This window comes from Macrococcus brunensis (genome assembly GCF_004359615.1).
In the GTDB taxonomy this organism is placed as follows: domain Bacteria; phylum Bacillota; class Bacilli; order Staphylococcales; family Staphylococcaceae; genus Macrococcus; species Macrococcus brunensis.
Genome location: NZ_SCWA01000006.1, coordinates 93,820 through 106,682 on the forward strand (window position 1 = coordinate 93,820; position 12,863 = coordinate 106,682).

General features: G+C 42.5%; 17 protein-coding genes and 1 other annotated feature. Of the genes, 2 read left to right on the forward strand and 15 right to left on the reverse strand.

All coding sequences use genetic code 11. The features are described 5' to 3' along the window. Positions 1-11: 11 nt before the first annotated feature. From ruvA to ERX27_RS04810, 14 genes are all read right to left on the reverse strand, one after another. The gene (ruvA, locus tag ERX27_RS04745) at positions 12-596 is read right to left on the reverse strand and encodes a Holliday junction branch migration protein RuvA (protein WP_133431686.1); all 585 of its coding nucleotides are present in this window, start codon (positions 594-596) and stop codon (positions 12-14) included. Positions 597-604: 8 nt separating this feature from the next. Then, positions 605-1,051 carry an ACT domain-containing protein gene (locus ERX27_RS04750; protein ID WP_133431687.1) on the reverse strand — a complete coding sequence of 149 codons (447 nt, stop codon included), beginning with the start codon at positions 1,049-1,051 and terminating at the stop codon, positions 605-607. 8 nt (positions 1,052-1,059) lie between these two features. Further along, positions 1,060-2,349, reverse strand: a complete 1,290-nt coding sequence (gene obgE / locus ERX27_RS04755) for a GTPase ObgE (RefSeq protein WP_133431688.1) — start codon at positions 2,347-2,349, stop codon at positions 1,060-1,062. A 13-nt stretch (positions 2,350-2,362) separates the two neighbouring features. Further along, positions 2,363-2,764 (reverse strand): Spo0B domain-containing protein, encoded by a 402-nt coding sequence (locus tag ERX27_RS04760; protein ID WP_133431689.1) that lies wholly within the window; start codon positions 2,762-2,764, stop codon positions 2,363-2,365. 99 nt (positions 2,765-2,863) lie between these two features. Further along, positions 2,864-3,148, reverse strand: coding sequence for a 50S ribosomal protein L27 (rpmA, locus tag ERX27_RS04765; protein WP_133431690.1), 285 nt, complete (start codon positions 3,146-3,148; stop codon positions 2,864-2,866). Positions 3,149-3,158: 10 nt separating this feature from the next. Next, positions 3,159-3,479, reverse strand: a complete 321-nt coding sequence (locus ERX27_RS04770) for a ribosomal-processing cysteine protease Prp (protein ID WP_133431691.1) — start codon at positions 3,477-3,479, stop codon at positions 3,159-3,161. Next, positions 3,479-3,787: a 50S ribosomal protein L21 gene (gene rplU, locus ERX27_RS04775; protein ID WP_133431692.1), complete on the reverse strand. Its 309-nt coding sequence runs from the start codon at positions 3,785-3,787 to the stop codon at positions 3,479-3,481. The genes ERX27_RS04770 and rplU overlap by 1 nt, the downstream gene beginning before the upstream one ends. A gap of 14 nt (positions 3,788-3,801) precedes the next feature. Further along, positions 3,802-3,873 (reverse strand) — a sequence feature (ribosomal protein L21 leader region). 51 nt (positions 3,874-3,924) lie between these two features. Beyond that, positions 3,925-4,416 (reverse strand): rod shape-determining protein MreD, encoded by a 492-nt coding sequence (gene mreD / locus ERX27_RS04780; RefSeq protein ID WP_133431693.1) that lies wholly within the window; start codon positions 4,414-4,416, stop codon positions 3,925-3,927. Further along, positions 4,416-5,261, reverse strand: coding sequence for a rod shape-determining protein MreC (mreC, locus tag ERX27_RS04785; protein ID WP_133431694.1), 846 nt, complete (start codon positions 5,259-5,261; stop codon positions 4,416-4,418). The genes mreD and mreC overlap by 1 nt, the downstream gene beginning before the upstream one ends. 29 nt (positions 5,262-5,290) lie before the next feature. Then, complete coding sequence (locus tag ERX27_RS04790) at positions 5,291-6,403, reverse strand: glycoside hydrolase family 3 N-terminal domain-containing protein (RefSeq protein ID WP_133431695.1); 1,113 nt, start codon at positions 6,401-6,403, stop codon at positions 5,291-5,293. 58 nt (positions 6,404-6,461) lie between these two features. Next, complete coding sequence (locus ERX27_RS04795; RefSeq protein ID WP_133431696.1) at positions 6,462-8,201, reverse strand: ABC transporter ATP-binding protein; 1,740 nt, start codon at positions 8,199-8,201, stop codon at positions 6,462-6,464. Then, positions 8,201-9,940, reverse strand: coding sequence for an ABC transporter ATP-binding protein (locus tag ERX27_RS04800; protein ID WP_133431697.1), 1,740 nt, complete (start codon positions 9,938-9,940; stop codon positions 8,201-8,203). The genes ERX27_RS04795 and ERX27_RS04800 overlap by 1 nt, the downstream gene beginning before the upstream one ends. Before the next feature lie 270 nt (positions 9,941-10,210). Beyond that, entirely contained in the window at positions 10,211-10,882 is a 672-nt protein-coding gene (gene radC / locus ERX27_RS04805; protein ID WP_239034477.1) for a RadC family protein, read from the reverse strand. Then, entirely contained in the window at positions 10,879-11,577 is a 699-nt protein-coding gene (locus tag ERX27_RS04810) for a prepilin peptidase (RefSeq protein WP_133431698.1), read from the reverse strand. Before ERX27_RS04810 ends, radC begins: the two co-directional genes overlap by 4 nt. A 323-nt stretch (positions 11,578-11,900) precedes the next feature. On the opposite strand from ERX27_RS04810, the gene ERX27_RS04815 reads away from it, so the two are divergent. Together ERX27_RS04815 and ERX27_RS04820 are read left to right on the forward strand one after the other, a co-directional pair. Then, on the forward strand, positions 11,901-12,485 hold the full coding sequence (locus tag ERX27_RS04815) for an SMI1/KNR4 family protein (protein ID WP_133431699.1): 585 nt from the start codon (positions 11,901-11,903) through the stop codon (positions 12,483-12,485). 6 nt (positions 12,486-12,491) lie between these two features. Next, the gene (locus tag ERX27_RS04820) at positions 12,492-12,752 is read left to right on the forward strand and encodes a DCC1-like thiol-disulfide oxidoreductase family protein (RefSeq protein ID WP_133431700.1); all 261 of its coding nucleotides are present in this window, start codon (positions 12,492-12,494) and stop codon (positions 12,750-12,752) included. On the opposite strand, the gene ERX27_RS04825 is transcribed toward ERX27_RS04820, so the two are convergent. Then, positions 12,744-12,863: IS3 family transposase (locus tag ERX27_RS04825; protein ID WP_165983039.1), on the reverse strand; the 120-nt coding region annotated here is incomplete at its 5' end. The genes ERX27_RS04820 and ERX27_RS04825 overlap by 9 nt on opposite strands.

The window sequence follows — 12,863 nt, forward strand, 5'->3', positions numbered from 1 at the left end:
TAGCCACTTCCTTAAGAAACTAAAATCTGTAATCCTCGTTTGATGTTGTCATCTACTTGCTCTATTTTTTCAGCTTTCAGTATTTTCTCGACTTTCGTCAGTTCCCGTTTAGAGTATCCAAGAGCCTCCAGTGCAAGTAAGGCTTCTGCCACTGCACCAGAATCAGTGAATTCCTCAAAGAGTGCAGACTCATCTGTAATGACGAGCTTCCCTTTCAGGTCAAGAATAATCTGACGTGCTGTTTTTTTACCGATGCCTGGAAACTTAATAAGATAGGCCTCGTTTTCTTCTTCAATCGCTCGTCTGATTTCGTCAGGTGTGCTCGTCGCAAGAATGGCGAGTGCTGACTTTGGTCCGATACCCGTCACTTTGTTGAGTGATAGGAAAAGACTTTTCTCTTCAGCACTGATAAAGCCGTATAACGTATGTGCATCTTCACGTACAATCAGCTGTGTAAAAAGCTTTGTTTCTTTATTCAGGAATTTCTGCAGACGATATGGATTTGGGGTGTGACACTCGTAGCCGATCCCCCCGATATCCATAACGACATGCGTAGGTGAAATCTGTGTCAGTTGACCTTGTAAATAAGCGTACATAGTGCCTCCTACATATTCATGCCGAGAAGCTGAACCTGATTTACACCATCAATCTGTTTCAGCTTATCAAGCAGTTCGTTGATCGTCAGTCTCATCTCTCTCGCATTCAGTGAAATCGTGATCGTTGCTTTCTCCATAATCGGCAGACTCTGGTGAATCGTCAGCACAGAACCTTTCTCTGCTGCAATACTTTCCAGTATGCGGTAAAGCAGACCTACATTATCATCTACATGGACAAGGAGCGTAATATTGCGTTCTCTCGTCTGATCTTCTACAGGAAATATCGTATCTTTGAACTTATAGTATGCACTCCGTGAGAGATCATAACGCTTAACGGCCTCGAATATAGAAATCTGCGGTTCACGTTCCAGTAACTTTTTGACTTTAAGCGTTTTTTTGACTGATTCTGGCAGGACATCTTCTCTGATCAAATAATACTTCTGTCCATCGCTCATCTCTTCACCTACTCAACGAATTCGAATTCGCCGCCGAGAATGCGGACGATGTCTCCATTTTTAGCGCCACGTTCACGCAGTGCATCATCAATACCCATCGAACGCATCTGACGTGCAAAACGTCTGACAGCTGCATCACGGTTAAAGTCCGTCATCTTGAAGGTACGCTCGATAGAGTTACCGCTGACTACATACGCACCATCATCATCACGCGTAATCTCAAAGTGGTCCACTGACTTCTCATGTTTGTAAAGAACACGGTGAACACCTGTCTCTTCTTCATCTGCGTCAAAGTCCATATCGGCTGTCTCATCTAATATATCTGCTACTCGGTAGAGCAGTTGATCGATATTCTGATAAGTAGCAGCACTCAGTTCGATGATTTCAAGCTCCTCACCGACTTCTTCTTTGAAGAGTTCAAGATTGTCCTCAGCTCCGAGCATATCCATTTTATTCGCTACAACAATCTGTGGTCGCTTCGCCAGCTTCTCATTATAGTTCTTCAGCTCTTTGTTGATCGTCACATAGTCTTCGTAAGGATCACGGCCGTCTGTTCGACCCATATCAATCATATGAATAATGACGCGTGTCCGTTCAACGTGGCGCAGGAACTGATGACCAAGACCCACGCCTTCAGAAGCGCCTTCAATCAGTCCTGGTAAATCTGCCATGACAAAACTGCGGTTATCTTTCGTCTGAACGACACCGAGGTTCGGTTTAATCGTCGTGAAATGATAAGCACCGATTTTGGGTTTCGCTTTTGAGACGATGGATAGTAAAGTTGATTTACCCACGCTCGGGAAACCGACCAAACCGACATCTGCCATCAATTTCAGTTCGAGAATAACATCAAGCTCTTCGCCCGGCTCTCCATTCTCACTAAACTCAGGCGCCGGGTTTGATGCACTGGCGAAACGCGAGTTACCACGTCCACCACGGCCACCTTTAGCGACTACGGCCTGCTGTTCATGCATGACGAGGTCAGCAATGACTTCTCCGTTTTCGGCATTTTTGATAATTGTGCCTGGTGGAACTTTCAGGATTAAATCCTTCGCACCACGGCCATGCATATTGCTGGATTGACCGTTTTCCCCTTTTTCCGCTTTGAACATACGTTGAAAACGGAAGTCAAGTAACGTTCTTAAGCCCTCATCCACTTCAAATACGACAGATGCCCCTTTACCGCCGTCTCCACCTGACGGTCCTCCGAGGGGTACATATTTCTCGCGACGATAAGCGACGATACCATTACCGCCGTCCCCCGCTTTTAAATTAATTTTGACCTGATCGACAAACATTTAAACACCTCTTTTATTTCCCTATATAATAGTCAGTCGCCGTACCATCCATACTAAATATAAAATGATACCGCTCTGTTTCTTCTTTAATCGTTATGATGATCTGCTGACCCGCAGCTTTTTCTAACCAGTCTATAAAATGACCCGACAGCTCTGCATCATTTACACCACTACCTTTTGTCTCAATCTGAAAATCAAACTTGAAATCAGTGGTCAGTTTATAGTGAATCACCGTTTCGACAAACTGTGGCCAGGCAAGCTGAATGAACTGCTGCTCACGCTGTAACTTATCACTCCAGTTTTCAATGAGTGACTGCACTTTGCTGTAATCTTCGAGTTCACAGTAAATACTGAGAAGCTGCAATTGGTTACTGATATCATGTTTAGCTCTTAAATATAAATCGAGTTCTTTCATCTAACCACCTCATCCCATTATAACACGTCTGTCTATATGGGACGAACAGTATCACAAAAAAGAAAAGCACTAGAACAGTGTCTAGTGCTTGAATCTTGATTATTTTGCTTCAGCGTATACTGAAACTTTCTTTTTGTCACGTCCGAAACGTTCGAACTTAACAACGCCGTCGATTTTAGCGAATAAAGTATCATCGCCACCACGACCTACGTTTTCACCAGGGAAGATTTTAGTACCGCGTTGACGGTATAAAATTGAACCACCTGTTACGTATTGACCATCAGCACGTTTAGCACCTAAACGTTTTGATTCAGAGTCACGACCGTTACGTGTAGAACCTACCCCTTTTTTCGATGCGAAGAACTGTAAGTTTAATTTTAACATGAGTTACACCTCACTTATAATTTAGTTTGATGAACTGACCGTATTCAGCTTCAATTGTTTCAAGTGAGACAATCATCGCCTGCAGGATCAGTTGCGCTTCATTGTTATTCAAATCTACCACACGGGCTTTGAAAAAGCCACCATCGTGTGCGTAATCAATATCGGGTCTTTCATCTGTCAGTCCAAGCACTGCATTCATACTGCCGAAAACGACAGCTGAAGCACCTGCGCAAACTAAATCCTGTCCATGTGGGGCTGAGTCTGCATGACCTGTCATTTCAAAGTCAGTGACTCTACCATCATCATTTACAGCAATCGTGACATTAATCATTAAGCGTTGATCGCTTCGATTGTTAATTTAGTGTAAGGCTGACGATGACCTTGTTTACGTTTGTAGTTCTTTTTAGGTTTGTATTTGAATACAGTTACTTTTTTACCGCGGCCGTGTTTTTCAACTTTAGCAGTAACAGTAGCGCCTTCAACTACAGGTGAACCAACTTTAACAGATTCGCCACCAACCATAAGAACTTTATCAAAAGTAAATGTAGCGCCTTCTTCTGCGTTTAATTTTTCAACCCAGATTTCTTGACCTTGTTCTACTTTTAATTGTTTTCCACCAGTTTCGATAATAGCAAACATACTTGCACCTCCTAATAAATTTTAAGTCACGCCGTATACAGGTGGCCGAAGCACTTCAACCTCTATCCGAGCGGTTGTATGTAGCTATAAACTACTCAACTTGATTATAGTAACACCTTACACATTTGAAGTCAATACTAATAATCACTGCGGTTCAATATTTTCAGCACGGTCGGAAACAGCACAAAAATCAGGACAAAATTAATCAGTGCTGATGGCAGACCATGATGGAAAATAAAATAGATCAAGCCATGTGAAGTAGAATAAAGTATGCGATAGATGGCATAGAACACCACTTCAAAAAACAGCACAAAACCAATCAGCAGGCTGATCATCACGGCAGTATCTTTATAGAAGACATTGAACAGCCTGCTCATCAGCATAATACAGGCAATATAACCGAACGTGTAGATACCATAAATAGTAGATAAATAGACATCGGAGATAATTCCGAAAACAATCCCCATCGTCATAGCAACAGAAGAATGTTTATAGACAGAGAGTATCAGCAAGTAAATAAACAATAAATGACTGGTGAAGAAAAACGAGCCCACGGGCATGAGACTATTGATCAGTGTATCCAGATAAAACAGAACCACTGCAATACCTGAAATAATTAGATACTGCATTACTCGCCACCTGCTGCCTGACTTTTCATCGCTATATAAACATGCGTAAGATCTTTTAGACTGGCTGCTGTCTCTACATATGCAATCTGGCTAAGACCAAATTCATCATTTTCAATTTTTTTGACTTTCCCGATAACGATTCCCTTTGGAAACTGTCCGCCGAGTCCACTTGTCACGACATTAGTACCAACCTTCAGCTTGATATTATTCTCGATATCATCGATGACGAGCAGATTCTTGCTGTCATCATATTGATCGATCATTCCGAAGACTTCACTGCCGCTGTTCTGCAGCGTTACACTAATTTTACTTGCTTTCGCGCTGGAAGAAATCAGCTCTACCTGACTGGAATAAGCATTGGCTTTCTTAATGCGACCGATCAGTCCTTCATTGGTGATGACTGCCATGTTCTCTTTAACGCCGGACGTCTGCCCTTTATTAATCACGAACGTATTCATCCAGTCATCGATATTGCGAGAAATAATAGTGGCAATTTCAGGATCATAGCTCGCAATACTTTCTGTTTTCATCATACTTCTCAGTTCTGCATTCTCTTTTTCAAGACGGTAGTTATCCGCTTCCAGCTGGTTAAATCCTCGTATCTTCGCTCGCAGCTCCTTGTTTTCTTCAGCAGCATCCCACATATGCACTACATTGCTGAGATTCTGTCCGATAAAGAGCATCGGATAGCTGACAATACGCTGTCCAACTGCGGTTGAATCTCCTACAATCTGTTCCGGTACAGCCGTTTCACGCTCTCTGAGAGATAAACCGACCAGCATGATGAAGACAATAATACCGAATAAAATGAATACAAGCTTGTTGCGTTTATAAAAATCGGGCAACCTGAACACCTCACTACTTTAGCTAATAGTTACAGAATATCATATTTTGTTTTTAACCGAAGAATTTTTTGGACATTTTCATCGATCACTGTCTCACTGATTTCACCGTTCCTCACTTTATCTGCAATAGTTTGAACGAGTACATCTACATCGCCGACATCAGAACCGATCAGCACCATTGTATTACCTGCCTGAATGGCCATAGCTGCTGCTTCACCTTTTGTGTAACGGTCAGCTATAGCGCCCATCGCAAGATCATCTGTTATGACCACACCATCAAAACCTAACTCTTTCTGCAGCACATCTTTTGTGACAACAGCTGATAATGAACTTGGCAGTGCATCAAGCTTCGATACCACGATGTGAGAAACCATCATCATATCGATTTCATCCTGCAGGTTGTTAAAGGGTACTAATTCTACCTTTTTCAAACGGTTCATATCTGCCTCGCTCACCGGCAGCGCAAGATGTGAATCAAGGAATGTATCTCCATGTCCCGGAAAATGTTTACCGACCGTCACAATCCCTTCAGAGTGCAGGCCTTTATTGAAAGCACTCGCATTCTTAGTGACTGCCTCTGCAGTTGTGCCGAAGCTGCGGTTACCGATGACCGTGTTAGCCGGGTTTGTCCAAATATCAAGTACTGTAGAAAAATCAAGATTAAATCCAAGCAGTTTCAGCATCTGACCGTTCCACTTACCTGCAGAATGAACAGCTTCAGCACCTGACTGAGCGAGCGTATAAGCATCTGCGGTATTTCCCAGTTCACGAGGTAATCTGTTCACTCTCCCACCTTCCTGGTCCACTCCTATAAAAGGCGGAATTTCTGTCTGAGCGCCCGCAATCGAATGGTTCAAGCCTTGTGTCTGAGTAACAGATTCAATATTACGACTGAATAGAATCACGCCGCCTAGTTTCTTCTGAAGACGGTCATTTAATTCAGGCGTCATTGCTGTCCCGTCGAAACCGAGGATGAGCGACTGATAAATTTTCTCTTCAAGCGACATCTGACTGACTGTTAAACCTGTCAGGTCAAGCGCACCTAATTTCTGATAATCAAACGGCTCATATTTCACTGTATTTTTATATGTCTGCTGACACCCTGCGAGCAGCAGAATAGTCAGTAACAGAAGTTTTTTCATATAGTCTCCTCAAAAAAAAGTAATTGCCGTTCGGCAATTACTTCTAATATAACATGATTTACTGGCTATTGGCAGATTGAAGCTGATACATCTTGGAATATTGACCATCTGACTGAATAAGGGTCCGGTGGTTACCTCGTTCAATAATTCTTCCTTTATCAAGAACAATGATCTGATCAGCATTTTTGATGGTAGACAGTCTATGCGCAATAATAAATGTTGTTCTGCCTTCTTTTAGGACATCCATCGCCTGCTGGATAACCGATTCCGTTTCAGAGTCAATACTTGCAGTCGCTTCGTCCAGAATCAGGATAGCCGGATCAAAAGCGAGAGCACGGGCAAATGAAATCAGCTGACGCTGACCACTGGATAACGTATTTCCTTTTTCAACTACAGGTGAATCGATGCCATTGTCTAGCGTATCGAGAACCCGTGATCCACCGACTGCTTCAAGCGCTGCTACTGCTCGTGCGCGTGAAATGCGTTCATCACCCAGCGTGATGTTGCTGAGGATCGTTCCGCTGTACAAATAAGGATCCTGCAGAACAATACCCATATGCTCGCGAAGTGAGGTTTTCGTCACTGACTTGGAATCAACACCGTCCATCAGAATACGACCCATTGTCGGATCATAGAATCTGAAGAGCAGATTCATAATGGAGCTTTTACCAGATCCCGTATGACCGACCAGTGCAACGGTTTCACCGCGTCTTGCATGAATATTGATGTCTTTTAAGACATACTCTTCTTCCTTGTAGGCAAATGACACATCCTCAAACAGGACGTCACCCTCTAAACGAGCGATTGATTTATTTTCCGTGATTTCTGCAGGTTCATCCAGCATCTCGTAAACACGATCCGCCGAAACACGGGCCTGTTCAAGGACGCTTAGATTATTGACCAGATTATACATCGGATTAAATAGTCTCGTCAGATATTCCACAATGACATACATCATACCCGCAGTCAGAGCAGTCTCACCGCTCAGAAACGTAGAACCGAAAATATAAATCATCACCGCAAAAATCACTGAACGGATGGTTCCCATCAAGTTATGGCTGGTGAGGGAATCCAGCTGAATAATACGCGAGTAATTCCGTAAGTAGTCGTCATTTAATTCATTGAATTCCTGCTGAATCTTCTCTTCCTGGTTAAAGGCCTGAATAATCGTCATGCCGTTGATCGATTCATTGAGCATCGCATTCATATCACTGTTTTTTTCGCGTGTCACCTGATTGTATTCATCAGACAGCTTGCGGTAGACCACCAGCCAGCCTATCAGTAACGGTACGACAAGAAAAGCGGCAAGTCCAACTTTCCAGTTGAAGAAGAAAATCGCAATAATAATGGCTATGATATTAACGAAACCTGACAGATAAGTCGGCAGCAGGACAGTAAACAACTCCAGGATTGTCTGCGTATCATTCGTGATTCTTGCCACTACCTTACCGGCCGGCAAAGTATCAAAGTATTTGATCGGCAGCTTCTGCATATGCTTAAAGAGTTCGTTTCTCAAGTTCATAATGACATTTGAGCCTGCATTCTGGAAATAGAGCGTCTGATAGTAGCTGAAGACCGCATTAAAGACAGCGATGACTGCATAGATACCAAGAAGCTGCATAATGGGCGTAAGATTAATCGTATCCGCTGCTTCCCTTACATGATCATCAATTATCTTCATCGCGATCACAGGACCGATGAGTTCAGCGACAACAGCACCTGCCAGGAAGAGAAAACCGATTAAAAAGAGTTTTTTGAACTTAAGTGCTTCCCGTAACAATCGTTTTGAATTAGACATTATCTCTCCTCCTCTCTTAACTGCTGACGATTAAACTGCTCCAGGTACCAGCCTTGCTGACTAATAAGTGATGCGTGTGTCCCCTGCTGAATAATTTCTCCGTTAGCAAGCACTACGATAAGGTCAGCATGCTGGACAGCAGACAGTCGGTGAGTGGAGATAATAGTAGTCTTACCTTGACGTGACTGCTGGATATGTCCGATGATCGCTGTCTCTGTTTTAGCATCGACTGCTGATAGTGAATCATCAAGAATCAGTATATCCGGATTTTTGATCATGGCACGTGCGATAGAGATACGCTGTTTCTGACCACCGGATATAGCGATACCTTTTTCACCGACCAGTGTATCCAGTCCCTGCGGCAGACGTTTAACGTCTTCAGTGAAACTCGCGAGCTCTATAGCACGTGCAATTTCCACTTCACTGGCATCTGGCTTTCCGAACAAGATATTTTCTCTGACAGAACGTGAAAACAAAATATTTTCCTGGGAGACGTAACCGATTTTTTCACGGACCTGACGTTTAGTCAGTTGTCCGATATTGATGCCACCGAGTGTGATATGCCCTTCACCCACTGGGTATTCTTTCAAGATCTGACGGATGAGTGTCGTCTTACCGCTGCCTGTCGGGCCGACAATCCCCAGCGTTTCACCGACACCGAGTTCGATATTGACCGCCTTTAGATTGGTCTTTTCACTTGATGGATATTTAAAGTTAACAGTATCAAATGATACATGATGATCCGGTGCGACAAGTGAGTCTACTGAGTCCGCCATGATATCGTCTGTATCCAGTACTTCCATCACACGGTCGAGTGAGGCATTGCCACGCTGCATGATATTGAAGAGCAGTCCAATGGCAAACATCGGCCACACCATCATATTGAGGTAGACATTAAAAGCAATTAAGTCTCCGATTGAGATTTCGCCACGATTGACAAGTACACTGCCGTAACCAAGGGCAATGATAAAACTGACCATCGTCACGATGATTGTCAACGGTTTAAACAAGGCATCCAGTTTTTCAACTGCCATAAATTTATCGACGACGTCTGTCGTCATTCTGTTAAACCGTCTATTCAGGTTATCTTCCTGTGCGAAAGCACGCGTCACACGTATCCCTTCAATTGATTCCAGAACATCATCATTCATATCACCGAATGCATCCTGGCTGATGGTATAACGTTTATGAATCATCTTACCCAGTCGCTGTTCAATAATCGCGAGCAGCGGTAAAGGCAGCATTGCAAAAAGAGTCAGCTTCCACGAGATGGCAAAACCCATCATCAAAATAATGGTAACCAGATAAGTCGTACTGTCAATCAGCGTCAGGATACCAAAACCGACAGTTTGACGGATGGCACTCAGATCATTTGTTGCACGGGCCATCAGGTCGCCGGTCCGGTTCTTTTCATAATAACCGGGACTCATGGACAGAAATTTCGCCATCAGTTTTCTTCTCATTAAGCTCTCCAGAATCTGAGAACCGTTGAAAAGCAGGAATCTCCAGGCATAATTAATCAGATAGCCGATGATAATCAGTGCAACAAATGCGGCGATAATCTCGTAAAAACGTCTCGTGGTGAGAGTGCCCAGAGTAATGGCATCAATCGTCTTACCGATCAGCCATGGTGGGAGAATTTCCACGACATTCGCTATCAATAACAAAAGGACAGCGATTAAATACCGCTTCTTTTCCTGCTTAAAAAACCAGCTTAGTTTAAACAAAACATTAAACATGTAAATCCTCCTTATTAACTCCTCATAGAAACACAAAAAGCACATACCTCCCCTAATGGAAAGCATGTGCTTTACGACCGGAAGAGAGACTCCTCCTATGTCTTAATTAGTGTGACAAATATGAGGAGGATAAATTAATTTGTAATGAAAGACGCAGATATTCGTTGCGCATATTAATCTCCTCCTTTTCTTATTTTCAATATTATCATAATTCAAATAATTTGAACTGACAACACTTTTTTTCGATTTCCGAAATACTTTACAAAAAATTTACAAGAGTCCCTTCTCTTTAATACTGACGAAGACGCCGTCCCCGATAATGATATGGTCCAGGAGTTCTATCCCAAATAACGTACCACAGTTGATCAGACGTTTCGTGGCCTCAATATCTTCTACAGAAGGTGTCGGATCTCCAGATGGATGATTGTGACAGACAATAATATTGGCAGCAGATCGTCTCACCGCTTCTCTGAATACTTCGCGCGGATGAACGATGGAAGCATTTAAAGAACCTTTAAAGATGACCTGTTCATGAATCACGACATTCTTCGTATTTAAATAAAGAGCGATGAAGTGTTCCTGTGTAAAATAGCGCATACGCTCCATCAAAAGATCAGCTACGCACTGCGGCGACTTAATCTTCACGCGGTCTTCGAGAGAATGGGTGTGCATCCTGACAGCGAGCTCTATCATAGCGAGCATTGTCACAGCTTTCTTCTCGCCGATACCCTTGATTTCCCGTAACTCCTGCAATGTCAGGTAACGCATGTCACGAATATTACCCATAGACATCAGCAGTTTATTAGCGACCTCTAAAACGGATTCATCCTTACTGCCTGTGTTAATGATGATGGCCAGAAGCTCCTGATTGGTCAGCTGCTCAGGTCCATAAGTCATGAGCCGTTCACGAGGCTGATCTTGTTTTAACATCGCTAGCATCATAAAAATCCTCCAAAATAAATAGTATAAAGTTCATCGTAAAATTTAAACACGAGCAGTGTGCTAGCTGTGATAAAAGGAATAAGCGGTATTTTCTTCAGATTATGTTTGTAAAACAAGAAACAGATGACAGCGATGCCGCCGATAAAATAAGTCAGCATGAAGATGAGCAGAAAATAAGTAAGCGGAAAAAAAAGTGCGAACAAGGACAGCAGCTTGATATCACCGTAGCCGATGCTGCCTGTCAGCAAGTAAAATAAATGCAGCAGTATAATCAGCATAAAAGAATAGATTAGATGCTGAATATCAAACAAGAGAGGAAAACGAATCAATAGAAGAATGCATGCGAAGAGCATCAGCATATGATTAGGCACTTTAAAATGGTAAAGATCATAAATCGCCAATGGGACTAGAAACGAAATACAGGCGGCATAAAGTGTTGTGCTGTTCTCTGAAACAAACAGGAGAAAGAGCACGAAAAAAAGCAACTCCGTTATGAAAACATGGACTGGAATCGGGTCGCCACATTTACGACATCTTCCCTTTTGAACGATAAAGCTGACAATCGGAATCAGTTCATACCATGCTAAATCAGAATGACAGCTGTCACACTGCGAACGCCTGAAAAATGAGCCTTCCTGATAGGTGAGGCAGAGCATAAAAGAGCCGATAAAACTACCTATCACTGCTACAAACATATGTCACCCCTTTTCTTAATTTCACTTTAATGGATAGCCATCCACTTGTAAAAAAGCAGAAAAAGATAAAAAGGGGCTTATACAGACGCAGTTTTTCATCAAAATTTCTAATTTGATGACATTCTGCAGTAAAGTCATTGATTTTAAAGAAAAACAGCAGAAATCAGTCTACATTTTATGACCTTCGTAACAATGAGTAATCATCATAGCTAGCTAATCATGTATAAGACTGTACAGGTGATTATTCATCTAAGATGATATAACTACGTTTTTATTCAATAAAACAGGCAATAGAATACTATCTGACAAAAGGAGGTTATTCTATGCTTGAACATGTACTCAATCAGTCTCATGTCCCCTTCAAAGATCATGTAAACCCAGGTGCCACTGACGAAGAACTGCAGGAATTAGAAGAAGTATTCGGTGAACCGCTTGACCCTGATTTCAAAACGCTCTATCAAGCCCATAATGGTGAATCATTTGATAGTCCGGGTCTTTTCTTCGGACTGGAATGGCTGTCACTTGATGAAGTGATGAACGAAGTTGAATTCAATCAGGACGAAGAAGAAGAGTTTGATGAGTTCCCTTACGAGATTGAACCTGCAGGCGCCATTAAACCGATTTATTACCACGCGAAATGGCTGCCATTTGCGGCAGATGGTTTCGGTAATTTCCTTGCAGTCGATATGGACCCAGGTGAGAACGGCAAAAAAGGACAGATCATCAGCTATGGCAGTGACGAAGACACATTTTATGTCGTAGCAGAGTCGCTGAGTGACTTGTTATCTTTCATCGCCAGGACAATAGAAGAAGGCAACTATGAATCCACAGAAGACAGATTCACTTACGGTCACGAAGGCAAACTGTTCCTTGGTCAGATTGGCGACTTAAATCGGCCAGTTAAATAGCAGACGATGAACATTATATATTTTGATGACCAATGTCTCATCTGCAATCGCTTTGTTAAAATCATATCAACTCTAGACGTTGAAGACAAACTTCACTTTGCTGCTCTTCATTCTAAAATAGCCGACCAGAAACTGGCTCACAGATTTTATGCAGTTGACAGTGTTATTTATTTAAGAGACAGAGAGGTCTACATCTACAGCGATGCCGTCATAGCAATCCTGAAAGACCTTCATATAAATGTCACGCTTCTTGGTCTGTCAACATAATATTGGACAGTTTTTATAGAATATTTCTTTATATTCCCTTGGTGTTAGATAATTTAATGCGCCGTGCGGCCTGACATTGTTATACCAGTTCACATAATCAAAAAGTTCAAT